Below are 23,661 nucleotides of genomic sequence, written 5' to 3'. Positions count from 1 at the left end.
AGATTGCCTCCGTTCGCCGTGACATTGCCTCCGTTCTTGGTTCGACCCTTCGACTGCGCTCAGGGCTCACCAAGAACGGAGGCAATGTCGGTCTCTGAGCGCGATTTCCGTTCATCCTCCGACCCTTCGGCAAGCCTGTCCTGAGCGAAGCCGAAGGGCTCAGGGCTCAGGATGAACGGAAATCGGTAAAATCTTGCCCGGAAATCGCCTAACGTCCACGCGAAAACAGTCGATCAAGCTCGCCGTGACTGACCCGGACCCAGGTCGGACGGCCGTGGTTGCACTGATCGATCCGCTCGACGCGCTCCATCTCGCGTAGCAGCGCATTCATTTCGTCCAGGGTCAGGCGACGATTGGCGCGCACGGCACCGTGACAGGCCATGGTCGCCAGCACGCTGTCGATCGCCTCCTCGACTCGCCCGCTGCTGCCGTGCTCGGTCAGGTCCGCGAGCAGATCGCGCACCAGGCGCTCCATGTCCGCCTGCCGCAATAGGGCCGGCACCTCCCGCACAACCAAGGTATCCACGCCGAGGCGATCGATCGTCAGACCGAGACGGTCGAGCACCGGCGACTGGCTCTCCAGCAAGTCGGCTTCGCGTGGACTGACCTGGACGGTCAAGGGCAGGAGCAGGGGCTGACGGACCAGACGCCCGTCCTTCCAGGCGGTCTTGAGCCGCTCGTAACCGATCCGCTCATGGGCGGCGTGGATGTCCACGACGATGAGTCCGTCGGTTGACTGCGCGAGCAGATAGACACCGTTGAGCTGCGCCAGCGCATAGCCCAGCGGCGGGATGTCGGGATCGCCCTTCTGGACCGGCGTTTCGGCGGTGGCCATGTCAGCGTCGGACGGCGGCTGCTGGAAGGCTTGATCCGTCCGATAGCGCCCGCGCGCATCGCCGATGCCAAGCGACAGCGTCGAAGGGCGCGATGGCCGGGAGGCCGCGCGGACGTGTCCTGCAACCTGATCGCCCCCCCCTGCGGATGGTGGCAACGCGCCGAAGGTTCCGGCGGAGACGGGCGAGACGCCCAGGGTTCCCTGCGATAGACGGCGTTGCAGCGACCGGAAGAGGAAATCATGTACCTGCCGACCCTCGCGAAAGCGCACCTCGTGCTTGGCCGGATGAACGTTGACATCGACCATCCGCGGCGGAATCTCCAGAAAGAGCACATAGGCCGGATGGCGTCCATGATGCAGCACGTCGCTGAATGCCTGACGCACGGCATGGGTCACCAGTTTGTCGCGGACCATGCGCCCGTTGACATAGAAAAACTGCTGATCGGCCTGACTGCGCGAAAAGGCCGGACGCATGACCCAGCCATGCAGCCGCAGATCCACCGCCGACGCGTCGAGCGCCAGCGACTGGGCGGAAAAACCATTGCCCAGGAGTCGGTCCAGGCGACTCAGGATGCCCGCGTCATCCCCGTTGGCTGCGGCGAGGTCGAGCACCGGCCGGCCGTTATGGCGCAACTGGAATCCGATGTCGGGTCGGGCCAGGGCAATGCGGCGGACGACCTGTTCCAGATGGCCGAACTCGGTCTTGTCGCTGCGCAGAAACTTGCGGCGCGCGGGCGTATTGAAAAAAAGATCGCGGAGATCGACGCTCGTCCCCACCGGATGGGCGGCGGGACGCGGATCCTCGATCTGCCCGTCGGCGCCGACCGTGACCTCCCAGGCACGACCCTCGTCACAGGCCGATGCCTCGGAAAGCGCGGTCCGCGAGGTCAGGGTCAGCCGACTCACGGAGGCGATGCTGGGCAACGCCTCGCCCCGAAAACCGAGCGTGGCGACCGCTTCCAGATCCGCCAGATCCGCGACCTTGCTGGTGGCATGGCGCGCGAGCGCCAGGGCGAGCTGATCGCGCGGGATGCCGCGACCATCGTCGCGCACCCGCAGACGCTTAACCCCGCCCTGCTCCACCTCGATCTCGATGCGTCCGCAGCCGGCGTCCAGGCTGTTCTCAATCAACTCCTTGACCACGGAGGCGGGACGCTCGACAACCTCGCCAGCGGCGATCTGGTTGACGAGATGACTGGGCAGGATACGAATCGGAGTGGACATGACACCGATAAAAACAGGCCCGGCGGTGTGCGGCACGCTCGCTCAGGAATCCGCGGGAATCGCGAGAACCTGACCGGCGCGAATCATATCGCCTTCCTCAAGTCCATTTTCCGCCCTCAGCGAGGACAGGCTTACCCGATGGCGCTTGGCGATCCCGGACAGGGTATCTCCCGAGTTGACGACATACCCGCGCGTCTCGTTGGGACGACTGCCCGCCGATGCCTGAATCGCCGGCGCCCTGGCAGTGGCCGAATGCGTGGGGCCAGCCGTCGAGGAAACGACCGCTGACGCGGTCTGGAGTCCCCGTGGCGGGAATTTTTTGAGGTACGCCTTGACGCCCGCGAGAATGGCCTGGGCGAGCCGCTGCTGATGCGCATTGCTCTTCAATCGCTTTTCCTCGTCCGCGTTCGAAATGAACGCGGTTTCGACCAGCAACGACGGGATATCCGGCGATTTAAGCACCACGAAACCGGCCCGCTGGACATCTTTCCTGTGCATGTCGCCGACCGCCCCCAGATAGGAAAGCACCGCGCTGGCCACCTCGGTGCTGTGCTCGATGGTGGCATTCTGGGTCATGTCCAGGAGCACGGTCGCGAGTAGATCGTCGCTGGCCGAGATGTCGACACCGCCGACCAGATCGGCGCTGTTCTCCCGATCGGCCAGCCACATCGCCGCCTCGCTGCTCGCGCCGACATTGGACAGGGTGTAGACGGATGAACCGTGCGCGTCGGTATTGTTAAAGGCATCGGCATGAATTGAGATGAAAATGTCCGCCTTGTGCTCCCGCGCCTTCAGGATGCGTTGACGCAGACCGATAAAATCGTCGCTATCGCGGATCATCAGGGCGCGCATCCCCGGCTCTTTGTCGACCAGGCTTGCCAGCTTACGGGCAATCGCCAGTGTGACATCCTTCTCGCGGATTCCCGTGGGTCCGATCGCGCCCGGATCCGCGCCGCCATGTCCCGCATCGATGGCGATCACGGCGGTCCGCAAGGCACCCGTCCGTGGCGCCGCCGGAGAATTTGCCGTTGCGATTGCCGTCGATGCGGTCATTCGGCGCGGGTCACCGCTTGATTTGGCATTCCCTTTCGGGATCAGATCGACAAACAGCCGATGCCCATGACCATCCGCGGATGGCGTCGAAAAGCTCTTGATCCGAACGGCATGCTTGAGATCGAGGACGATGCGCAGATCCCCCTGATTGCGCACGCCGCTCCGCAAACCGATCAGAGTCGGATCCTGTGCCGTGGCCTCGGGCAGTTTGCCGATCAGCCTGGCGTCGGCGATATCGATCACCACCCGATCCGGGCCATCCAGGGTAAAGACCTGATGAGAAACCGAGGCCGTCGTCGCGAGAATCAGACGTGTCTTCCCATCGTCGGTCGAGACGCCCGCGCACTCGACCGACGCCGGAGAGCCGGCGACGGGCAAGGAAATCAGTAGCAAAAAAAATACGATGAACCTGTTCACGGTGTCGTCTCGGTGCACTCTCAAGAAACCGTCTTAGCGACGCTGCTTGCTGGTTCGGGCGAGGCCGGGCCGATTTCCCGACAACGCAAATCATCCCGGACGCTGTCTCATTAAGATAGCAGTTGCGAGGACATCTTTCCAAGACGAATCCGACGATTAGGCTCCTTTCCTAAACGCGTCTTCAGGCTTTGTCGTCCATTTGCAACCACTATCGCGCGCCGGCATTTTCCGCGTCGATCAGCGCGGCAACGATCGAGCAACCTTCCATTGTCCCGCCCGACAGCGTCAGACGGCGTCCATCGTCGAGAGACTCGATCATGATCCGCAGATCGGCCGCCGGCAACATTCCAGCCCCGCGATCCGGCCATTCGATCACCCAGCGCGCGTCCTCGCCCATGAGATCCCGCAGTCCGAGGTATTCCAATTCCTCCGGATCCGCCAGACGATAGAGATCCAGATGATAGAGCGGTCCGCTCGGAACCTGATACGGCTCGATCAGGGTATAGGTCGGACTGCGCACGGCGCCGCGATGGCCGAGCCCTCGAAGGATCCCTCGCGTCAGCGTCGTCTTGCCGGTGCCGAGATCGCCTTCCAGATAGAGCACGCAGGCGGATGGCAGCAGGGCGGCGAGACGCGCGCCGAACGCAAGCTGGGCCTCCGGATCATTCAATCGAATCTGCATTCGTCCTCTCCAATACCATTGGCAACCGCACGCAAGGCGGAAACGATGTCGCCGGCGAGCAGTCCGCGCTCGCCCCGCAAGGCCGCGCGATCGCCCGCCGCCGCATGCAGACAGACCCCGGCGCAGGCTGCATCCTCCGCGTCCAGACCCTGGCCGCGCAGGGCCGCGATCACGCCGGTCAAGACGTCGCCCGAACCCGCCGTCGCCATTCCTGGATTGCCGTCGCTACAGACCGCCGGCGGTCGCTGCGAATCGCCTTGAATCAGGCTACCGGCACCCTTGAGCACGACCGCTCCGCCGAAACGCCGCTGAAGTTCGCGGGCGGCGCGCGGACGATCCTCTTCCACCTCCGACACGCGGACCCCGAGCAGCCGCGCGGCCTCGCCGGGATGCGGCGTCAACACCCAATCCGCTCCCCTCGCGGGCGTCTCGGCGAGCAGATTGAGCGCGTCGGCATCGACCACCAGCGGCTTGGCGCTACCTTGCGCACATTGCCAAAGCCGCCTGCCCCAGTCCGCGCGACCCAGTCCAGGGCCGATCGCGACGACATCCGCCCGCGCGATCAAGGGCTCAAGCGTTTTCGGCCCGGCCACTGCGCTCACCATCAGCTCCGGGCGGTTCAGATTGAGCCAGGCCGCGTGGTCGGGATGGGTGGCGACCGTGACCAGTCCAGCCCCGGCGCGCAGCGCCGCCTCGCCCGCCAGACGCGCGGCGCCGGACATACCGGGGGCGCCGCCAACGATCAGCACATGCCCGCAATCGCCCTTGTGGGCCGTGCGCGGACGAGGTCCGAGCAACTGTCCCTGCTGATCCCAATCGATGCGACGCAGCGAAAGGATCTCGCGCGCGTAGACCGCTGCCGGGATGTCGAGCGCGCTGAAATGCACCTCGCCGCGGCAGTCTGGTCCGTCTCCGAGGAACAGTCCCTGCTTGAGACCGATGAAACTGACCGTCGCCGTGGCGCGCACCGCCACGCCCAGTGCGCGACCGGTATCGGCATGCAGCCCCGAGGGCAGATCGAGCGCGAGCACGCGCGCCCGTTGGTCGTTGACGGCCTGGATGGCTTCCGCCCAGATGCCCTCGACCGTCCGTTCCAAGCCAGTTCCGAGCAAGGCGTCGATGATCAGATCGGCATCGCGCGGCAATCCCCGATAGGCTTCCGGGACGCCACCCGCGGCACGATACGCGGCGCAACTCTCGGCGGCCTCCCCGCGCAGACGCTCCGTCTCGCCCAGTTGCAGCACGCGCACCGACAGACCGTCGGCGAGCGCCAGCCGGGCGACGACAAAACCGTCGCCGCCATTGTTGCCGACACCCGCCAGGACGACCAGCCGCCGCGCCGTCGGCCAGCGGGCGCGGAGCATCCGATAGGCGACGGCCCCGGCGCGGTTCATCAACTCGAGTCCGGCGATTCCATATCCCTTGATCGCGATACGCTCCAGGTTGCGAACCTGCTCGGCGCGATAGAGCGCATGAGGCAGTCGGTCTCTGTCGGGCATCGGGCGGATCGAAGTCATGGCGTTTCCTGGCGTCTACCGGAATCAATGTTTCAAACACGGTGTAACGGACAATCGTCCCTGAACTGTGGAAACCGACGATCCGTCGGATAGGGAAAGACATCCTCCAGATGCCCGGCGCGGATATGCGCCTGACGCTCACGCCACCAGGCCGGATCGAGCAAATCGCTGTGCAGTTCGCGAAACACCCGACGGATTCGGGGGTCGGTGAGCAGAAAGGTCTCGAATTCCTCCGGAAAAATATCGTTGGGACCGACCGAATACCAGGCATCCTCGGACAGTTCCATTTCCGGATAGGGCGCTTCGGGAATCGCGCGAAAATGGCACTCGGTCAGATAGCAGATTTCGTCGTAGTCATAGAAAACAACCCGATCCTGACGGGTCACGCCGAAATTCTTGAACAGAAAGTCGCCGGGAAAAATGTTGGCGGCCGCAAGCTGGCGGATGGCGTCGCCATACTCGCCGATGGCATGGCGGATCTCCTCCTCGTCCGCCGTGTGCAGATAGAGATTCAAGGGGGTCATGCGCCGCTCGATATACAGGTGTTTGATGATCAATTGATCGCCGTTCACCTCCAGACTGTCGGAGCATTCGGTCTCCAGCATCTCGCGCAGCACGGAGGAAAAGCGCGCCAGCGGAAAGGCGACATGGGAATATTCCCAGGAATCGGCCATGCGTCCGACCCGGTCGTGCAGCTTCACCATCAGGTATTTTTCCTTGACCGTCTCGCGGGTCATTTCCTTGGGTGGCGGGAAGCGGTCCTTGATGACCTTGAACACGAACGGAAACGACGGCAGCGTGAAGACGCACATCACCATGCCGCGAATGCCGGGCGCGACCACGAACTCATCGGAGGAATAACGCAGGTGCTTGAGAAAATCCCGATAGAACTCGGCCTTGCCGAATTTCTGGAGGCCGATGGCGGTATAGAGTTCCGCCTTGCCCTTGCGCGGCATCAGCGGACGCAGAAAATCCACCACGGCGGCGGGCACCTCGGTGTCCATCATGAAATAGGCGCGCGAAAAACTGAAGATATCGGAGATCTCGTCCTCGCCGGTCAGCAGGGTGTCGACATAAAGCCCCTGTTCTTCGTCGTTCAGGATGGCGATCGCGAAAGGGATCTGATCCGCGCCGTTGATCGCCTTGCCGATGAGATAGGCGGCCTTGTTGCGGTAGAACGGCGCGCAAAGCATGGCGAGCTGGAAATTCTGCTGGATCGCCCGATTGGCCGGAAAGCGCTGGCGGATGGCGAGCAGCAGACAGCGCAGATCGCGGCGACGATCGCGGAAGGGGCGGCGGAAACCAGTGTCGCGCAGGATGTTGACGATCACCCTGACGAATCCGTCTCGCGCCGGATAATAGGGACGGAAAATCGGAATTTCCGCCTCCAGATGCTCGGTGGAGATCAGCGGCCAGACGAAGATATAGCTGTTGTTGTAATAGTGGCGGTCGAACAGTCGGCAGAAGACCGAATTGTAAAAAGTCTCGGCCAGTTCAGGCTGGTTGAGCTGGGGCAATAGACGCAGATACTCGACCTTGATCCGTCGCCAGAGGAAATCGCTGGGGTCGCGCAGATGGAATTCGCGCCGCAGCAGGTCCACGGTCTCGCCGACGCGCCTGTCATAAAAGCTGATGCGCTCGCGGGCGGCGGTCTGGACCGCCGGCCAGTCGGCGGACTCGAAACGCGCCTGGGCGCTCGCGGTGATCTCGCGGAACAGCCGATAGTGGCGCTCGAAACCTTCGAGGATGGCCTCGGCGATGAGTTTTGCTTCGGTCCAGGCCATGATTTAGGTTTCAGTTGGCGGTTGGCGGTTGGCGGTTGGCGGTTGGCGGTTGGCGGTCAGATGCTATTCCAGTGTCCATTGGATCAATCCAACGGTTGGTCGGCGACGACAATGCCATCCTCGTCGCAATAGATCCAATCGCCGGGGGCGAAGCGCGCGCCAGCGAAGGTCACCGGGAGGTCGCGCTGGCCTTCGCCGCGCCGTTGACTCTTGCGTGGAATGGCGGCCAATGCCTTGATCCCGAGCGGCATGCCAGCCAGCTCCCGGCTGTCGCGCACGCAACCGAAGAGGATGACGCCGGCCCAGCCCTGCTCGACCGCGCTGGCGGCGATCAGGTCGCCGAGCATGGCGCAACGCAGCGAACCTCCCGCATCCACCACCAGCACCCGACCCTCGCCCGGCTCGGCCAACGTCGACTTGACCAGCGAGTTGTCCTCGAAACACTTGACCGTCACAATGGCGCCCGCGGAACGGGATCGCCCGCCAAAATCACGAAAGATGGGCTCGCAGACCCGCAACGTATCGCCATGCCGGTCGTAAAGATCAGAGGTCTTGAAGCTCACTGGATCCTCCATGGTGCTTGAAAGCCCTGTTGGTTCCGGGCGACGCAGCCCAGTCACCCGGAATAACCCTCAGAACTGATCTTCTTCCGTGGAGCCAGTCAGCGCGGTGACGGTTGACGTACCGCCCTGAATCACGGTGGTGACGTCGTCGAAATAGCCAGCGCCGACCTCCTGCTGATGCGAGACGAAGGTGTACCCCTTCTCGCGCGCGGCGAATTCCGGCCCCTGGACCTTCTCGACATAGTGGCGCATGCCTTCGCCACGGGCATAGTCGTAGGCCAGGTCGTACATGTTGAACCACATGCTATGGATGCCCGCCAGGGTGATGAACTGGTATTTGTAGCCCATGTCCGCCAGTTCGTCCTGGAAGCGCGCGATGGTGGCGTCGTCGAGATTCTTCTTCCAGTTGAACGACGGCGAGCAATTGTAGGCGAGCAGCTTGTTGGGATTTTTTTCCAGCACCGCCCGCGCGAACTCGCGGGCGAAACCGAGATCCGGGGTGCCGGTCTCGCACCAGACCAGATCGGCATAGGGGGCATAGGCCAGACCGCGACTGATGGCCTGCTCCAGCCCATTTTTGACCCGGTAGAACCCATCGTCGGTGCGCTCGCCGGTCACGAAGGGACGGTCGTTGTCGTCGACATCGCTGGTCAGCAGATTGGCCGCCTCGGCATCGGTGCGAGCCAGGAGCAGGGTCGGTACGCCCATGACATCGGCGGCGAAACGCGCGGCGGTCAGTTTCTGCACCGCCTCGCGCGTCGGAACCAGCACCTTCCCGCCCATGTGACCGCATTTCTTGACCGCCGCGAGCTGATCCTCATAGTGGACGCCAGCCGCGCCGGCGACGATCATGTTCTTCATCAGCTCGAAGGCGTTCAGCACGCCGCCGAAACCGGCCTCGGCATCCGCGACGATGGGCAGAAAGAAATCGGTATAGCCCGTGTCGCCAGGCTCGATCCCCTTGGACCACTGGATCTCGTCGGCGCGCTTGAAGGTGTTATTGATGCGCCGCACCATGGTCGGCACCGAATCGTAGGCATAGAGCGACTGGTCCGGATACATGGTCTCCGAGGTGTTGCCGTCGGCGGCGACCTGCCAGCCGGAGAGATAAATCGCCTCGATGCCGGCCTTGGCCTGCTGCATCGCCTGACCGCCAGTGATGGCGCCCATGCAGTTGACATAGCCTTTTTTGGCATCGCCATGGATCAGCGTCCAGAGCTTTTCCGCGCCGAGTTTGGCATAGGTGTATTCGGGCTGGACCGAACCACGCAGACGCACCACGTCCGCCGCCGAATAGTCACGGCTCACATCGGTCCAGCGCGGGTTTTCCGCCCAGTCGCGTTCCAGGGCCTCGATCTGTTTCTGACGATTCATTTGAACGCTTCCTCAGTGGTTTTATTATTGGACCGCTCGATACCCGTTTCGATCATCTCGGACCTCAGGCGAGGAAACCCAGCGGAGATCCGGTTGAGCCGTCGCGGATATTTGACTGTCTTACTTGGTCTTGACCTGCGAAGCTAACCAGATCAGGATCATTTGACGAATCAATTATCCAAATCTTTTTTATTGAGATTGACAATTATCAATGAACGCCAATCCCGAAGCGATCCGCCACGAACTGATGGAGCATGGCCTCGCGCGCGCCGAACTCGATCCAGATCCATTCCGACAGTTTCAGCAGTGGTTCGAGACGGCCATCGGCACCGATCTCCCGGAACCCAATGCCATGAGCCTCTGCACGGTCGATGCGAGCGGGCAACCCTCCGCGCGTACCGTTCTGCTGAAGCTGTATGACGCGCGGGGGTTCGTCTTTTTCACCAACTACGGGAGTCGCAAGGCGCGCGAGATCGATCGCAATCCAAGGGTGGCACTGTTATTTCCCTGGGTAGCACTGGCCCGCCAGGTGCAGATCACTGGACGCGCGGAGCGCATCCCGACCGCCGAGTCGCTGAGGTATTTCGTCTCCCGTCCGCGCGGGAGTCAGATCGGCGCCTGGTCATCGCCCCAAAGCCAGGTGATCGGTTCGCGCTCGCTGCTGGAGGCAAAAGTGTCCGAAATCGCGCGCAAATTCGCGAGGGGCGAGGTGCCGCTGCCGGATTTCTGGGGCGGGTATCGGGTCGTACCCGAGATGATCGAGTTCTGGCAGGGACGCGAGAGCCGGCTGCATGACCGGTTTTGCTATCGGCGGGAGGAGAACGCGGGGGTCTGGCGGATCGACCGTCTGGCGCCATGAACAACCCTCGCGGGTTGCTCATGGCTGGACATTGTCAGCCAAATCCAAACGCGCGGCATCAACGACGCTGTGACTGCAAGGTGCGTTCGGCGTCGATCTCTTTGTCGCGCGGATGCACACGCCGAACAACGAAGAAACCGAACCCACTCACTCGCTTTTCGACTGGATTGTTGGCTTACCGTAAACGTCAAACCTGCCGCCATGGAACTGTGCGGCGGTCTCGGCGACATCGCCGGTGAATCGGGGATCCTGCGGGCGGTCATGCGCGTTCATAAAGGCGGCCACGTCCCATGCCTCTTGATCGGTCAGTTCGAGAAAATTCCCAAGCGGCATATTGGTTTTGATGAACGCGGCCGCCGTGTTGATCATGTGCATCCCGGCGCCCCAGTTATAACTGCGCGCGCCCCACAGTGGCGGGAAGACGATTTCGTTTCCGGCATCGACGCCCTCGCCGTCGGCGCCGTGGCAAATCGCGCAGTTGTCCGCGTAGACCGCCGCGCCGCGCGTCGGATCGAAGCCCTGTTCGGTTTCGGCCAGTGGCGGATAACCGCGTCCCGACATCGCCTTGTCGCCGGTGGGCGCGCCGGTGGCAAGCCAATACAGGTAGCTCGCCAACGCATGGATGGTACGGCTCTCGGCGGCCGGCGGATGACCGACCTCCGATGCCTGGGCATTCATCGAGTATTTGAAGCAACCCTGGATGCGCTCGACGATGGTGCTGACCTGCCGATCCTTGTCGCGATAGGCCGGATAGGCGACCCAGGCGGCCCACATCGGCGACGCGTCGGCAAGCCTGCCGGCGTCCAGATGACAACCCTCGCACACCTGATCGTTGCCGACATACTTGCCGGAGATGGCATGACGGTCGGTTTGCGTAAAGATGGCTTCGCCGAGCGCGACCACCGCGCCGAACTCATCGTCAGGTTTGTCGCCGCGGGCCGGGGGCTCGAAATGCCCAGCGGTCCCTGGCGCGCGACCCGCGGGCACCTCGCCTTGGTGCACCAGCGGTGTCGTGCGCGCCATCGGAGCGGGCGCGATACTCGACGTCAGCGGACGCATGGCATCCGCGTCGGGCGGAACCGCGCCGTGCTCGCTCTCGACGTTGACGTCCAATGCCTTGACGACCGGCATGGATGCGTAGAAGGCCGCGACGGCCTGCGTTTCCGCCACCGAGAGCCTGGCATTGACCGCGTTCATCATGTCGAGCGGATCGCCGGTACGCTCTCCCGTGGTCCAGGCGGCCAACTGTCTGACCAGATAGTTGTAAGGCTGGCCGGCCAATGCGGGAAAATGTTGACCGACTCCGATCCCTCGCGGACCATGGCACTGCCTGCAGGCCGGCAACCGGCGCCCGGGCCAGTCGCCGTCGAGCGCCAGCCACTCGCCCGCCTTGGGATCCATCCCGTCGGGAACCTTGGCATTGCTGGCGGGCGGCAGTGCCGCGAAATACTCGCTCAGCGCTGCGATTTCGGCATCGGCGAGCCGTTCGGCCCAGGGTTGCATGACGGAGTGCGGACGGTGACCGTTCTTGAAATTCTCGATCTGTCGGGTCAGGTAGCGCGCATTCATCCCCGCGAGGCGCGGCGCGCCGATCGCCTCGCTGCCGCCGCCATTGGCTTGGTGGCAGAGCGCGCAGGGTTCGATGCCCCGCTCCGAGTCGCCCAGGATCGCCAATCGCTTGGCCGTCTCCTCGGCAGGGACCGCCGTGGCGAAGCCGATCAGAAGGGTCAAAATTACGGGTTCCAGCCGGATTAACATGGCGTTGGGTTCCTGATTTAGGATGCGGCGCGGTCATCGCAGAGGAGACCGCGTTCCAGACCAGCGGGCGTTCAAATCGCGATTTGCTCGATCCGATGGCGGCCGGCATGCTTGGCGGCATAGAGTGCCCGGTCGGCGGCGTCGACGATCTCGCGCGTGCTCAGTCTGGCATCCGGATCCACCGAGACCACACCCATGCTGACGGTCACATGCGCGGCCACTGGCGAGGAGACATGCGGAATGGCCAGACCGTCGATGATCCGGTTCAGGTGTTGCGCGATGGTCAGAGCCTCGTCCGGGTCGGTGTAGGGCAGCAGGATCATGAATTCCTCGCCGCCATGGCGCGCGATGAAATCGCCCGAACGGTGCAGCGCGCCCGCCATGGCCGCCGCCAGACGGCGCAGACAGTCGTCGCCCGCACCATGACCGTAGGTGTCGTTGAATGCCTTGAAGTGATCCACGTCCAGATAGATGAGCGACAGCGACCGCTTGGAGCGACGCGCCCGATTCCATTCGTCCTCCAGCACCAGATCGAAGCGGCGGCGGTTGTTGACCTCGGTCAGTGCGTCGATGAAGGCGTAGGATTCGAGCAGGTCGTACTTGCTCTTGAGATCCAGATGCAGCCGCACGCGCGCCTTGACCATCGGCGGATGGAAGGGCTTGGTGATGTAGTCCACGGCACCGGCGGCGAAGCCGCGCGTGGCGTCCATGACCTCGGACACCGCGGTCACGAAGACCACCGGAATGCCCTTGGTGGCCTCATCGTTCTTGAGCGCGGCGCAGAGTTCGTAACCGTCCATCTCCGGCATCAGGATGTCGAGCAGAATAATGTCGGGCGGATGGTCGGCGCGGGCCAGTTTCAGGGCGCGCTCGGCATTGGTGGCCGCGCTGACCCGAAACTCGTCGCGGAACACCTCCAGCAACAGGTCGATGTTCTCCTTGGTGTCATCGACGATCAGAATTTTCGGTCGGTCGTCCCGCTCAATCGTCACGTTCCAACTCCACTTGCATCTGCTTCACGCTCGCGATGGCGGCATCGATGTCGAAATCGTCGATGCTCACGCGCACCGCGTCCACCCGCGCCGCGCCCAGACGCTGGATCAGCGCGGGACGCAGGCGCTCAAGCTGCGCCTGCGCCCGTCCCAGATCGTCGTCGAGCAATTTCACCAGTTCGGCGAGACCCTGGCGCAACGCGCCGGACTCCACTCCAGCATCGCCAACGCTGAGGGGCGCGGCAACCCCGGTCTCCGGCGGCAGCGTCTCCAAACCCTCGGCCACCTCGTCCAGGGCGGCGGAGAAGTCGCACCAGATGGCCGACGCGGGATCGAACGCGCCCTCGGCGATCATGCGTTCGGCCGCCTGACCTCGCTCGTACAGGGCTTTAGCACCCAGATTCCCCGCCACGCCCTTGACCGAATGGATCGCTCGACGCGCGTCCTCAAGACGCCCGGCGGCCAAGTCGTCCTCGACCCGACGCGCGACCTCGGCCCAGGACAGGTTGAATCCGCGCAGCATTTTCAGATAGAGCGCGGCGTTGCGATTCGCGCGCGCCAGGCCGTCGGCGAGATCGATACCGGGCAGCGACAGTCCGGCCAGCGGACCCGTGGTCGCTTCTGGCGCTTCCGGTGTGGTTGTGCTGTGGACCGAGACACCGGCCGCCGGTTTGATCCAGCGGGCCAGGGCGGCAAACAGCCGCGCCGGATCCACGGGCTTGGCGACGTAATCGTTCATGCCCGCAGCCAGACAGCGTTCCAGATCGCCCTTGAGCGCATGCGCGGTCATGGCGATGATGGGCACCGCCGCCTGCTCAGGTCGGGCGCGGATGCGCCGGGTCGCCTCCAGGCCGTCCATGACCGGCATCTGAAGATCCATCAGCACGGCCGCATGACGGGCGGGATCGAGCCTCTCGATCGCCTCCGCACCATTCTCGGCGATGTCGACCTCCAGCCCGACCGACGCCAGCCATTCCATCGCGACCAGCCGGTTGATCTCGATGTCCTCGACCAGCAGCACCCGTTGCCCAGTGAAATCCGGCGGCGTGTCGAGGGTATCGGCGGTCGGTCGCATCAGATCGCCGGCAATCGCGGCCTCCTGATGCCCGAACAGGCCCATGATGGTATCGAACAGGAAGGACTGATTGACCGGCTTGTGCAGAAAGGCATCGAGCACCGCGCGTTCCGCGGGCCGCATCAGGTCTTCCCGCGCATAGCCCGAGATCATGCAGATCACCGGGGTTTTGTCGAGCTTGAGGTCGGCACGGATTCGCCGGGTCGTCTCCAGCCCGTTCAGACCGGGCATTTTCCAATCCATCAGCACCAGATCGAAGATCTGGTCCGGAGCGGACAGGCGCTCCAGCGCCTCCTCGCCCGAGGCCACGGCGGTCGCCGCCATCTGGAAGGATTGGATCTGACTGATCAGAATGTCGCGCGAGGTCGCGTTGTCTTCCACCACCAGCACCCGGAGACCGCGCAGATCGATGGGCGTGACCGGATGCTGCTCGTCCGTTTCGAGCTGACGACTCAGCACGACGGTGGCCCTGAAGCAACTCCCCTTCCCGACCTGGCTCTCGACCCGGATGCCGCCGCCCATTAGTTCGGCAAGCTGACGGGCGATGGCCAGCCCCAAACCGGTCCCGCCATGGAGTCGCGTGATCGAACCGTCGGCCTGGGAGAACGACTGAAAGATTGCCTCCAAGCGGTTCTCGGGAATCCCGGGGCCGGTATCCCGCACGGTAAAACATAGCGTGACCTGATCGTCGATCGGATCCGCCGATGGCGGCTCGATCCGCGTGACGGTGACCGCCACCTCGCCCCGCTCGGTGAACTTGATGGCGTTGCCGGTCAGGTTGATCAGGATCTGGCCCAACCGCGTCGGGTCGCCGACCAGTGCGCGCGGCACCGAGTCCGCGGCCGACACGATCAACTCGATGTCGCGCTCGTGGGCGCGGTAGGCGAACATCTCGGTGAGATTCGCCAGCACCTCGTCGAGCGAAAAGGCGGCGTGCTCCAGTTCCAGCCGCCCGGCCTCGATCTTGGAGAAATCCAGGATGTCGTTGATGACCGCCAGCAGCGCGCGGGCGGAAATCTTGACCTTGGCCAGATAATCGCGCTGACGCGCGTCGAGCCGGGTGCGCAGCAGCAGATCGGTCAGGCCCATGACGGCATTCAGCGGGGTGCGGATCTCATGGCTCATATTGGCCAGGAAGCCGCTCTTGGCCTCGTTGGCGGCCCGCGCGCTCTCGCGCTCGCGCTCGGCCTGCTGACGGCGGCGACGCTCCGTGAGATCCAGCATCATGCCCTCCAGCAGGTCTGGAGCGGCGCCCCGCCGGACCTGTCGCAGCGAGATTTCGGCCCAGAAGGAGGAACCGTCGGCACGCCGGAATTCCGCCTCGAACGCATCGACCGCCCCGCTCTCGCGCACCAGGGCAAGCATGGTCTGACGGTCGGCCGGATTGACATAGACCTGCCAGCCGAGATCCTGAACCCTGGCACGGAGCTGCTCCAGATCCGCGTAGCCCAGCATGTTCAGCATGGCGCGATTTGCAGTGACGAGTTGTCCATCCGGGGTGCTTTGAAAGATGCCCTCGGCGGCATTGTCGAAGATGGACCGATACTTGGCCGCCACCTCCTCCAGGCGTCGCCGCGCCTCGGCCAGTTCGGCGGCCATGCGATCGAAAGAGCGACCCAGAATGCCGATCTCGTCGCCGCGCCGGATGTCGAGGCGGACATCCAGGTCACCCTCGGCAATCCGCAGCGCCCCCCGGTTCAGGGCGACGATGGGCCGGGCGATCAGGCGTCCCATCCACCAACCAAAGAGAAGAATCAGGGGAAGCGTGCCGGCGAACACGGCCAGCGCGATCCCGAGCACGCGGAGTTCGTAAGCGCGCAGGGTGGCCACGGAGATGTCGGCGCCCAGCACCCCGACCCGAACCCCATCGGCGGTCCGGATGGGCGCGTAACCGGACAGCCAGGTTCCCCAGCGATCCGTATAGACCTCGGTTTCGACCAGCGTGTCCTCCAGGGTCGCGGCGTTGCGGCGCAGCAACGCGCTGGCGTCATCGTAGAGGGTTCCCAAATCCACCGTATCGGCGGGATCTTCCTCGGCATCCACCACGAAACGGATGGCGCCATCCGCGTCCAGTCGCAGCGAGTAGACGTATTGGAGATCCGATGCGCCGTCGCGGATCGCCTGCAGGGCGCGCTTCATGCGCCGGAAGGCATCGGAATCCATCCCCGCCTCCGGGGTGACGCGGACATGCAGATCCGCGTCCAGGCCCGCGGCGGCGACGCCGACGAGATCGCCCAGACGCTGGCGCAGATCCGACATCGCCTGATCGCGCATGACCTGAAACAGCACGAAGGTGGTCAGCGCGGACACCAGCAGCGCGACCCCGAAGAACACCAGCGTCAGTTTCCACTGGAGACCAAAACGACGGAATCTTCCAGCGGAATGTGTCATCGACGGCGGTTGATCTGGATGATTGGTTGCAGAAGGTAGACTATAAACATTCCTGACAAGCAAGTCCTGAATTCAAAGCATTTAACGACCATTCTCAATATGGACGATCGAGATGAGCCAAACCCATCGGTTTGAAACCGCCCTGGCCGCAACGGCCGAATTCGTCTCCGCGCCAAGCCGTCGGAATTTCTGCGCGGAGCTCGTCAGACATGCCGCCCAGACGCTGGAACTCGACTATGCGCACATCGCCCGCCTGATTCCAGGCCAACCCCGCGCCGAAATCCTTGCCGCCCGTCTGGACGGCGAGCGGCTTCCAAACTGGTCCTACAATCTCGACGCGACCCCGTGCGAGCAGGTTCTGCAAGGTGCCCGTCGTCTGATCGAATCCGGTGTGCGGTCACGCTATCCCCAGGACACGGATTTAATCGAAATCAATGCCGAAGGTTACGTCGGCGAGCCCATCCTCGACTCGATGGGCAACGTGTTCGGCATCATCGTCGGCGTCACGCACGCGCCACTTCGCCAAGGCGAACTGGTTCAGGCCAACCTCCGTATTCTCGCCGCGCGCGCCAGCGCGGAATTCGAGCAGCGCGAGGCCATCGATGCCTTGCGCAAGGAGCGCGACACCGTTCGCAATATCCTGCAAACGGTCGAGGCCATCATCGTTGCCCTGGACACCGAAGGCCGCATGACCCTGATCAACCGCAAGGGCTGCCAGTTATTGGGGTACGACGAAGCGGAACTGATCGGAAAGGACTGGTTCATGACCTGTCTTCCCCGCAATTCCGATGTCGAGTCCATCCGGAGCCTCTTTCGCAAGACCATCGACGGCGATCTCGCCGGATCGGAATATGTCGAGAACGCGGTTCGCACCCGCTCCGGAGAGGAGCGATTGATCGCGTGGCACAACAGCCGCCTTCTCGGATCTCAAGGGACTGTCATTGGCGGCCTTTGCGCCGGGCAGGACATCACCGAACGCAGACAGGCCGAACGCAAACTGATCGAAAGCGAGCTGCGGTTCCGCACCCTGGCCGACTCGGGTCAGGCGTTGATCTGGACATCCGGCACGGATAAGGGGTGTCACTACTTCAATCAGGTCTGGCTCGACTTCACCGGACGCACACTCGAACAGGAGTCGGGAAACGGTTGGACCGAGGGCGTTCATCCAGACGATCTTCCGCGTTGCGCGGAGATCTATGCGTCCTCCTTCGATCAGCGCGAAAAATTCAGCATGAATTATCGCCTGCGTCGCCATGATGGCGAATACCGGTGGGTTCAGGACGATGGCTGCCCGCGTTACGACAGTTCGGGCGAGTTCCTCGGCTATATCGGCTACTGTCTGGACATCACCGGAGAAGTGCAAAAGGCGTCCGCGCTACGCGCGAGCGAGGCCCGCGCAAACAGCATCCTGCGTGCCGCGCCCGTCGGGATCGGGGTGGTCGTCGACCGCCGGTTTCAGGAGGTCAACGACACCATGCTGCGCATGACAGGTTACCGCCGCGAAGACTTGATCGGTCAATCCTCCCGCCTGATTTATCCGTCCGACGCAGAGTTCGAGGCCGTTGGCAGAGAGAAATATATCCAGATCCGCGAGCGCGGCATCGGCAAGGTAGAAACCCACTTTCGACATCGGAACGGCACCCTGCTCAACGTCATCTTGTCTTCGGCGCCAATCGATCAGGACGATCCGAGCAAGGGCGTCACCTTCACCGCCCAGGACATCACCGAGCAAAAACAGGTGGAGGCCGCTTTGCGAGAGAGCGAGGCCAAATTCCATAACATGCTGGACTGGACGCACGACTGGGAGTACTGGATTCTGCCCAACGGCCAATTTGAATATATGACTCCATCGGTCGAGCGTTTCACCGGCTACCGCGTCGAGGATTTCCACCACAATCCGACACTGATCGACGCCATCGTCCATGTCGAGGACGGTCATCTCTGGGAACGACACCTTGCCCATCACGCCTCCGAGAATGCCAGCGAGGAGGTTCTCGAATGCGATTTTCGGATCGTGCAAAAACAGGGGGAGATTCTCTGGGTTACCCACAAGTGCCGCCCGATCTTTCGCGCCGACGGGCATTACCAGGGCCGTCGCGTCACCGTGCGCGATATTAGCGCCCGCAAGGAGGCGGACGAACAGATCCGTCGTCTGGCCTATTTCGATCCGCTGACCGGACTTCCGAATCGCCGGCTGTTGATGGACCGCCTTGCGTATGCGCTGGTCGCCAGCCAGCGCAGTCAGGAATTCGGCGCCCTGATCATGCTCGACCTGGATCATTTCAAGACGCTCAACGACACCCAGGGGCACGACGAGGGCGATCGTCTCCTGATCGAGGTCGCGCGCCGGATGATCGGCTGTCTGCGGGAGGAGGATACGGTCTGCCGACTGGGGGGCGACGAATTTATCGTGATGCTCCAGGGGTTGGGGAAGGAGGAAGCAACAGCGGCTCAGGATGCCGAGACGATCGCGGAGAAGATGCGCCTGGTCCTGAACGAACCCTATGTCCTAACCGCCAGCGCGCAACCCTATTTCAGCACGCCAAGCCTTGGCCTGACCCTGTTCCTCGGTCAAGAGACGTCCGTCGAGGTGTTGCTCAAGCAGGCGGATGTAGCGCTCTATCAAGCCAAGGACGCCGGTCGCAACCGGGTGCGTTTTTTCAGCCCGGCGATGCAAACGGCCATCGATTCGCGCATGGCGATGGAGGCGGCGCTGCGCCAAGCCCTGCTCCAGGGAGAATTCCAGCTTTTCTATCAGCCTCAGTTCGACCAGAACGGCCGCCGCATCGGCGCCGAGGGGCTATTGCGGTGGCGGCAACCCGGGCGTGGGTTGATCTTGCCCATGGAATTCATTCCGCTGGCCGAAGAGACTGGGCTCATCCTGCCGATCGGCCAATGGGTGATCGACACGGCATGCGACCAGCTCAAGGCATGGGAAGACCAGGCGCACACTCGGTTTCTGCAATTGGCGGTCAACGTCAGCGCAAGGCAGTTTCACCAGCCCGATTTCGCCGCACGGATTCGAGCAAGCCTGAAACGCTCGGGCGCCAACCCGGAACGGCTCAAGCTGGAACTGACCGAAAGCGTCGTCCTGGAGAACGCCGAGGCCGCCATCAATCAGATGCACCAGATCAAAGCCTTGGGCGTGAGCTTTTCATTGGACGACTTCGGCACTGGCTATTCGTCGCTGTCGTATCTCAAACGACTGCCGCTCTCTCAGTTAAAGATCGATCGGACGTTCTTGCGCGACATCGGCACCGATCCGAATGACGCAGCCATTGTCCGCGCCATCCTGGCGATGAGCCGATCGCTGGGCCTGGAGGTCATCGCGGAAGGCGTGGAGACCGAAGCGCAACGCCGTTTTCTGCATGAGAGCGGCTGCCATGCGTATCAGGGTTATTTCTTCGGCAAACCCAATCCGATTGAAGACTGGGATACCGCATCAAGGTCGTAGAGACTCCAAATGGGGAGGCTGGTATTCTCGGAACGTCGGATCGCTCTGGACAGGGTTTCATTTAAACATCACACCACCCGATGAGGTCGCCACGCGATGGCCCGCCTGAGCCTGAGTAAATCGTCCCTGACCCGGGAGACGCGCCAGCTTCAGACCTTCGAGCGGTTCTTGCCCGCGCTCGATCTGAAGCGCAAGCAACTGATGGCCGAGCGCGCCAAGGCGCTGGCCGAGCAGGAACGCATCCATGACACCATGACGGCCCTGCGCGACGAGATCCGACAAAAGCTCCCCATGCTCGCCAACCGCGATATCGCACTCGACGGTCTGGTGAAGCTGCGCGGGGTCCGTCTGGGACAGGAAAACATCATGGGGACACGGCTGCCGCTACTGCTCGGGGCGGATCTGGAACGGTGCGACTACGGCTTCATGAGCCGGCCGCATTGGGTCGACCGACTGGTGGACGCCTGGTCGCGGATGCTGGAACTGCGCGTGCGCCTGGTGCTTCAGGCCCGCCGGGTCGAACTGCTGGAAGCGGCCGTGCGCAAGGTCACGCAGCGCGTCAATCTGTTCGAGAAGGTGCTGATCCCACGCACCCAGGCGAACATCAAACGGATCCGCATCGCCCTCACCGACGCCGAGCGGACCGCCGTAGTGCGCTCCAAAATCGCCAAGGGCAAGCGTCTGCGCGAGGGTCTGGCATGAGCATCCTCACCCTGAACCGACTGACCCTCGCCGGTCTCGCCCGCGAGAAGGACGCCGTCCTGGAACGGCTCCAGACGCTCGGCTGTCTGCATCTGTTGCCGCTCGGCCCCGCGCCCGCCGAACCGGAACGCACGCCACCCGCGCACGCGGTCGAGGCCATCAAGGCCCTGCGCTATCTGCGCGACCTGCCGGAGAAACGCCGTCAGGTGCGCGAGGATCCCGCCTTCGACATCGACCGCACCATCCAGACGGTGCTGGACAACCAACAGCGTCTGCGCGACGTGAGCGACCGTCGCGACGCCCTGCGCCAGCGTCTGATCGAACTGGAGCCCTGGGGCGATTTCGAGCTGCCCTCACCCGCCGATCTCGCGGGACGCAAGCTTTGGTTTTATCACGTGCCGCAGCGCCAGATGACTGAATTGGCCGGACTCGATTTACCCTGGCAGGTGGTGCATCGCGACCATCGGCAATCCTGGGTGGTGGTGGTCCATCCGGACGAACCGCCTCGCGACGCGCTTCCTGTACCGCGCGCCCACACCGGCGCGCTCAGTCTGACCGAGGTGCGCCGACGGCTGGAATCCGCCGAACTGGAGATCGAGGAGGTCCAGGCCGAGCGGCACGCGCTCACCCGCTGGATCTATCTGCTGTCGAGTCATCTGGCGCAGGCCGAGGACGAGGCCCGGATGCGCTTCGCGCAAACCCAGACCCTGGATGACGAGTCGCTGTTTCTGGTCCAGGGCTGGCTCGCCGAGCGCGATACCGAGGGTGTCCGCGCGCTGGCCGATGAACAGGGTCTGGCCATGATCCTGGAACCGCCCAGCCCGGAGGATGCGCCGCCGACCCTGCTGGAGAATCCCGCGCCGATCGCCGCCGGTCAGGATCTGGTCGGTTTCTATCAGATGCCGGCCTATCGCGCCTGGGATCCATCGCGGGTGCTGTTTTTTTCCTTTACCGCCTTTTTCGCCCTGATTCTCTCCGATGCCGGTTACGCCTTGGTGCTGGGGCTGCTGCTCGCCGCCTATTGGCGTCGGCTCGGGCGTGGCGATCTGGGGCGTCGGCTACGCATCCTGGCCGCCGCGCTGACCGGCGCCTCGCTGGGCTGGGGCATCCTGGTCGGCAGCTATTTCGGCCTCTCGCCCGCGCCCGAGAGCTTCTGGGGACAGCTCAAGCTGCTGGATGTCAACGATTTCGACAGCATGATGAAGATTTCGGTCGGGATCGGCGTGCTGCATCTGATCCTCGCCAACGCGGAGATGGCGGCGATCAACCGCAAACGCGCGAGCGGGCGCGCCGCCCTGAGCTGGATCGCGACCCTGATCGGCGGTTTCGCGCTCTGGCTGGGCAGCGGCGACGACGCGCCGGTCTGGCTGGCCCAATCCGGCCAGGCGCTGACGCTCGGCGGACTCGCGGGCGTCTTTCTCCTGGGCAGCGACCGTCGCCCGGACAGCCTCAAGGCGGTCGCCCTGCGCGGGCTCGACGGTCTGGCGCAACTGGTCAAGGTCACGCAGGTCTTCGGCGATGTCCTGTCCTATCTGCGCCTCTTCGCGCTGGGTCTGGCCTCGGCCTCGCTCGCCATCACCTTCAACGATCTGGCGCGACAGGTGGCGGCGGACCTGCCCGGACTGGGGCTCTTTCTCGCGCTGCTCATTCTGCTGGTCGGACACGCGCTCAATCTGGTGCTCAGTCTGATGAGCGGCGTGGTGCACGGTCTGCGGCTGAATTTCATCGAATTCTATAACTGGGCCCTCGCCGGCGAGGGTTATCCCTTCAAGCCTTTCAAAAAAGCGGAGTTAAACGAATGAACGAGTTCGTGATTGCCCTGGGTTGGGCGGGGCTCTACGGCGCCATGGCCCTGGCGGCCATCGGCAGCATCGTCGGCTGCGCGGTGGCCGGACAGGCGGCGATCGGGGCCATGGTCGATACCGATTCGGGCTATGGACGTTACATCGGCGTCTCGGTGATGCCCTCCTCGCAGGTCATCTATGGCATCGTCGTCATGTTTACCCTGCAACGCGACGTGACCCCGGAGAACGCGCCCGCGCTGTTCGGGATCGGCATCCTCTGCGGTCTGGCGCTGATGTTCTCGGCGATCCGCCAGGGTCAGGCGTGCGCCTCGGCCATCCATGCCAGCAAGACCAAGCCCGAGATCTTCGGTCTGTCGCTAGCACCGGCAGCCATCGTCGAGGGCTTCGCGGTCTTCGCCTTCGTCTTCGCGCTGGTGCTGGCCGGCAATATTCCAGGCTGACCGGACAGGGGAGCAGACATGATGGCGACACCGGACCGAAAAGCGACCCAGGATCTAGCGTCCTCGGGCGTCGAGACCTTGATCGAACGGCTGCGCGACGAAGGCGTTCTGGTCGGGCGCTCGGAAGCGGAGCGCATCGAGGCCGAGGCGCAACGTCAGGCGGCGCGGATCGTGCGCGAGGCCGAGGCGCGCGCGCAACAGATCGTCGAGATCGCGAGCCAGCAGGCGGAGACGCTCAGAAAGGGCGGCGAAGAGGCGCTGCGGATCGCCATGCGCGACACCGTGCTGCGTCTGAAGGCGGAACTCTCGGATCGTTTCAGCGACGAGGTCAAGCGGCTGATCGCCGCCAAAATGGAACAGGATGCCTTTCTCGAACGCCTGATCCTGGAAGTCGCCGCGAAAGGTCGCGCCGAGGCCGGGCTCGACGCCGGACAGGCGGTCGAGGTCCAACTTCCGAAGGCGCTGATCAGTCCGGAGGAACTGCGGCGCGACCCGCTGGAACTGCGCGAAGGCTCGCTCTCGCATTTCGTGCTGTCGCTGGCCGGCAACATTTTGTCCGCCGGCGTCACCTTCGCGGTCGACCATCAGGAATCGCGCGGGATCCGGCTCTCGCTCAAGGACAAGGACGTGCACATCGACCTCACCGACGACAAGGTCGCGGCCATCCTGCTCGCACACCTGCAACCGCGTTTTCGCGCCATCCTCGAAGGCACCGTGAAATAAGGAGCCCAGGATC

16 protein-coding genes are annotated in these 23,661 nt (G+C 63.6%); 6 read left to right on the top strand and 10 right to left on the bottom strand.

Annotation, left to right across the window (positions count from 1 at the left end; translation table 11 throughout):
- Positions 1 to 208: 208 nt before the first annotated feature.
- The 7 genes from mutL to aceA form a co-directional block, all read right to left on the bottom strand.
- The gene (gene mutL, locus THIVI_RS19340) at positions 209 to 2,059 is read right to left on the bottom strand and encodes a DNA mismatch repair endonuclease MutL (RefSeq protein WP_041447104.1); all 1,851 of its coding nucleotides are present in this window, start codon (positions 2,057 to 2,059) and stop codon (positions 209 to 211) included.
- Positions 2,060 to 2,101: 42 nt separating this feature from the next.
- Entirely contained in the window at positions 2,102 to 3,529 is a 1,428-nt protein-coding gene (locus tag THIVI_RS19335; RefSeq protein WP_014780222.1) for an N-acetylmuramoyl-L-alanine amidase, read from the bottom strand.
- 208 nt (positions 3,530 to 3,737) lie between these two features.
- The gene (tsaE, locus tag THIVI_RS19330; RefSeq protein WP_014780221.1) at positions 3,738 to 4,211 is read right to left on the bottom strand and encodes a tRNA (adenosine(37)-N6)-threonylcarbamoyltransferase complex ATPase subunit type 1 TsaE; all 474 of its coding nucleotides are present in this window, start codon (positions 4,209 to 4,211) and stop codon (positions 3,738 to 3,740) included.
- Entirely contained in the window at positions 4,196 to 5,710 is a 1,515-nt protein-coding gene (locus tag THIVI_RS19325) for an NAD(P)H-hydrate dehydratase (RefSeq protein WP_245537316.1), read from the bottom strand. The genes tsaE and THIVI_RS19325 overlap by 16 nt, the downstream gene beginning before the upstream one ends.
- Positions 5,711 to 5,760: 50 nt before the next feature.
- On the bottom strand, positions 5,761 to 7,512 hold the full coding sequence (gene aceK, locus THIVI_RS19320) for a bifunctional isocitrate dehydrogenase kinase/phosphatase (protein WP_014780219.1): 1,752 nt from the start codon (positions 7,510 to 7,512) through the stop codon (positions 5,761 to 5,763).
- A gap of 83 nt (positions 7,513 to 7,595) precedes the next feature.
- Complete coding sequence (gene rraA, locus THIVI_RS19315) at positions 7,596 to 8,075, bottom strand: ribonuclease E activity regulator RraA (RefSeq protein WP_014780218.1); 480 nt, start codon at positions 8,073 to 8,075, stop codon at positions 7,596 to 7,598.
- A gap of 69 nt (positions 8,076 to 8,144) precedes the next feature.
- Positions 8,145 to 9,449, bottom strand: coding sequence for an isocitrate lyase (gene aceA, locus THIVI_RS19310; RefSeq protein ID WP_014780217.1), 1,305 nt, complete (start codon positions 9,447 to 9,449; stop codon positions 8,145 to 8,147).
- A gap of 211 nt (positions 9,450 to 9,660) precedes the next feature.
- Here aceA and pdxH point away from each other — a divergent pair, with 211 nt between their 5' ends.
- On the top strand, positions 9,661 to 10,308 hold the full coding sequence (gene pdxH / locus THIVI_RS19305; RefSeq protein ID WP_014780216.1) for a pyridoxamine 5'-phosphate oxidase: 648 nt from the start codon (positions 9,661 to 9,663) through the stop codon (positions 10,306 to 10,308).
- Between the two features lie 147 nt (positions 10,309 to 10,455).
- On the opposite strand, the gene THIVI_RS23050 is transcribed toward pdxH, so the two are convergent.
- The 3 genes from THIVI_RS23050 to THIVI_RS19290 form a co-directional block, all read right to left on the bottom strand.
- On the bottom strand, positions 10,456 to 12,039 hold the full coding sequence (locus THIVI_RS23050; protein WP_245537315.1) for a c-type cytochrome: 1,584 nt from the start codon (positions 12,037 to 12,039) through the stop codon (positions 10,456 to 10,458).
- Between the two features lie 98 nt (positions 12,040 to 12,137).
- Positions 12,138 to 13,058 carry a GGDEF domain-containing response regulator gene (locus THIVI_RS19295; RefSeq protein ID WP_014780214.1) on the bottom strand — a complete coding sequence of 307 codons (921 nt, stop codon included), beginning with the start codon at positions 13,056 to 13,058 and terminating at the stop codon, positions 12,138 to 12,140.
- A complete protein-coding gene (locus THIVI_RS19290; RefSeq protein ID WP_245537314.1) occupies positions 13,048 to 16,467 on the bottom strand; it encodes a hybrid sensor histidine kinase/response regulator in 3,420 nt (1,139 codons plus the stop codon). The genes THIVI_RS19295 and THIVI_RS19290 overlap by 11 nt, the downstream gene beginning before the upstream one ends.
- A gap of 169 nt (positions 16,468 to 16,636) precedes the next feature.
- Here THIVI_RS19290 and THIVI_RS19285 point away from each other — a divergent pair, with 169 nt between their 5' ends.
- The 5 genes from THIVI_RS19285 (at position 16,637) to THIVI_RS19265 (ending at position 23,648) form a co-directional block, all read left to right on the top strand.
- Positions 16,637 to 19,978: a sensor domain-containing protein gene (locus tag THIVI_RS19285; protein ID WP_014780212.1), complete on the top strand. Its 3,342-nt coding sequence runs from the start codon at positions 16,637 to 16,639 to the stop codon at positions 19,976 to 19,978.
- A 96-nt stretch (positions 19,979 to 20,074) separates the two neighbouring features.
- Positions 20,075 to 20,680, top strand: coding sequence for a V-type ATP synthase subunit D (locus tag THIVI_RS19280; RefSeq protein WP_014780211.1), 606 nt, complete (start codon positions 20,075 to 20,077; stop codon positions 20,678 to 20,680).
- Positions 20,677 to 22,482 (top strand): V-type ATP synthase subunit I, encoded by a 1,806-nt coding sequence (locus tag THIVI_RS19275; RefSeq protein WP_014780210.1) that lies wholly within the window; start codon positions 20,677 to 20,679, stop codon positions 22,480 to 22,482. Before THIVI_RS19280 ends, THIVI_RS19275 begins: the two co-directional genes overlap by 4 nt.
- Positions 22,479 to 22,925: an ATP synthase subunit C gene (locus THIVI_RS19270; RefSeq protein ID WP_014780209.1), complete on the top strand. Its 447-nt coding sequence runs from the start codon at positions 22,479 to 22,481 to the stop codon at positions 22,923 to 22,925. The genes THIVI_RS19275 and THIVI_RS19270 overlap by 4 nt, the downstream gene beginning before the upstream one ends.
- 18 nt (positions 22,926 to 22,943) lie before the next feature.
- Positions 22,944 to 23,648 (top strand): hypothetical protein, encoded by a 705-nt coding sequence (locus tag THIVI_RS19265; RefSeq protein ID WP_245537313.1) that lies wholly within the window; start codon positions 22,944 to 22,946, stop codon positions 23,646 to 23,648.
- The last annotated feature ends 13 nt before the right edge of the window (positions 23,649 to 23,661 follow it).

Origin of the sequence: Thiocystis violascens DSM 198 (assembly GCF_000227745.2) — a bacterium.
Classification (GTDB): domain Bacteria; phylum Pseudomonadota; class Gammaproteobacteria; order Chromatiales; family Chromatiaceae; genus Chromatium; species Chromatium violascens.
Note: the sequence above shows the minus strand (reverse complement) of the source record. Positions and strands in the feature narration are given on the sequence as shown.

Coding starts and splice junctions, on each gene's coding strand:
- pdxH (WP_014780216.1), top strand. CDS start 9,661: ATGAACGCCAATCCCGAAGCGATCCGCCACGAACTGATGGAGCATGGC.
- tsaE (WP_014780221.1), bottom strand. CDS start 4,211: ATGCAGATTCGATTGAATGATCCGGAGGCCCAGCTTGCGTTCGGCGCG.
- mutL (WP_041447104.1), bottom strand. CDS start 2,059: ATGTCCACTCCGATTCGTATCCTGCCCAGTCATCTCGTCAACCAGATC.
- aceA (WP_014780217.1), bottom strand. CDS start 9,449: ATGAATCGTCAGAAACAGATCGAGGCCCTGGAACGCGACTGGGCGGAA.
- THIVI_RS19275 (WP_014780210.1), top strand. CDS start 20,677: ATGAGCATCCTCACCCTGAACCGACTGACCCTCGCCGGTCTCGCCCGC.
- THIVI_RS19270 (WP_014780209.1), top strand. CDS start 22,479: ATGAACGAGTTCGTGATTGCCCTGGGTTGGGCGGGGCTCTACGGCGCC.
- aceK (WP_014780219.1), bottom strand. CDS start 7,512: ATGGCCTGGACCGAAGCAAAACTCATCGCCGAGGCCATCCTCGAAGGT.
- THIVI_RS19285 (WP_014780212.1), top strand. CDS start 16,637: ATGAGCCAAACCCATCGGTTTGAAACCGCCCTGGCCGCAACGGCCGAA.
- THIVI_RS19280 (WP_014780211.1), top strand. CDS start 20,075: ATGGCCCGCCTGAGCCTGAGTAAATCGTCCCTGACCCGGGAGACGCGC.
- THIVI_RS19265 (WP_245537313.1), top strand. CDS start 22,944: ATGATGGCGACACCGGACCGAAAAGCGACCCAGGATCTAGCGTCCTCG.
- THIVI_RS19325 (WP_245537316.1), bottom strand. CDS start 5,710: ATGCCCGACAGAGACCGACTGCCTCATGCGCTCTATCGCGCCGAGCAG.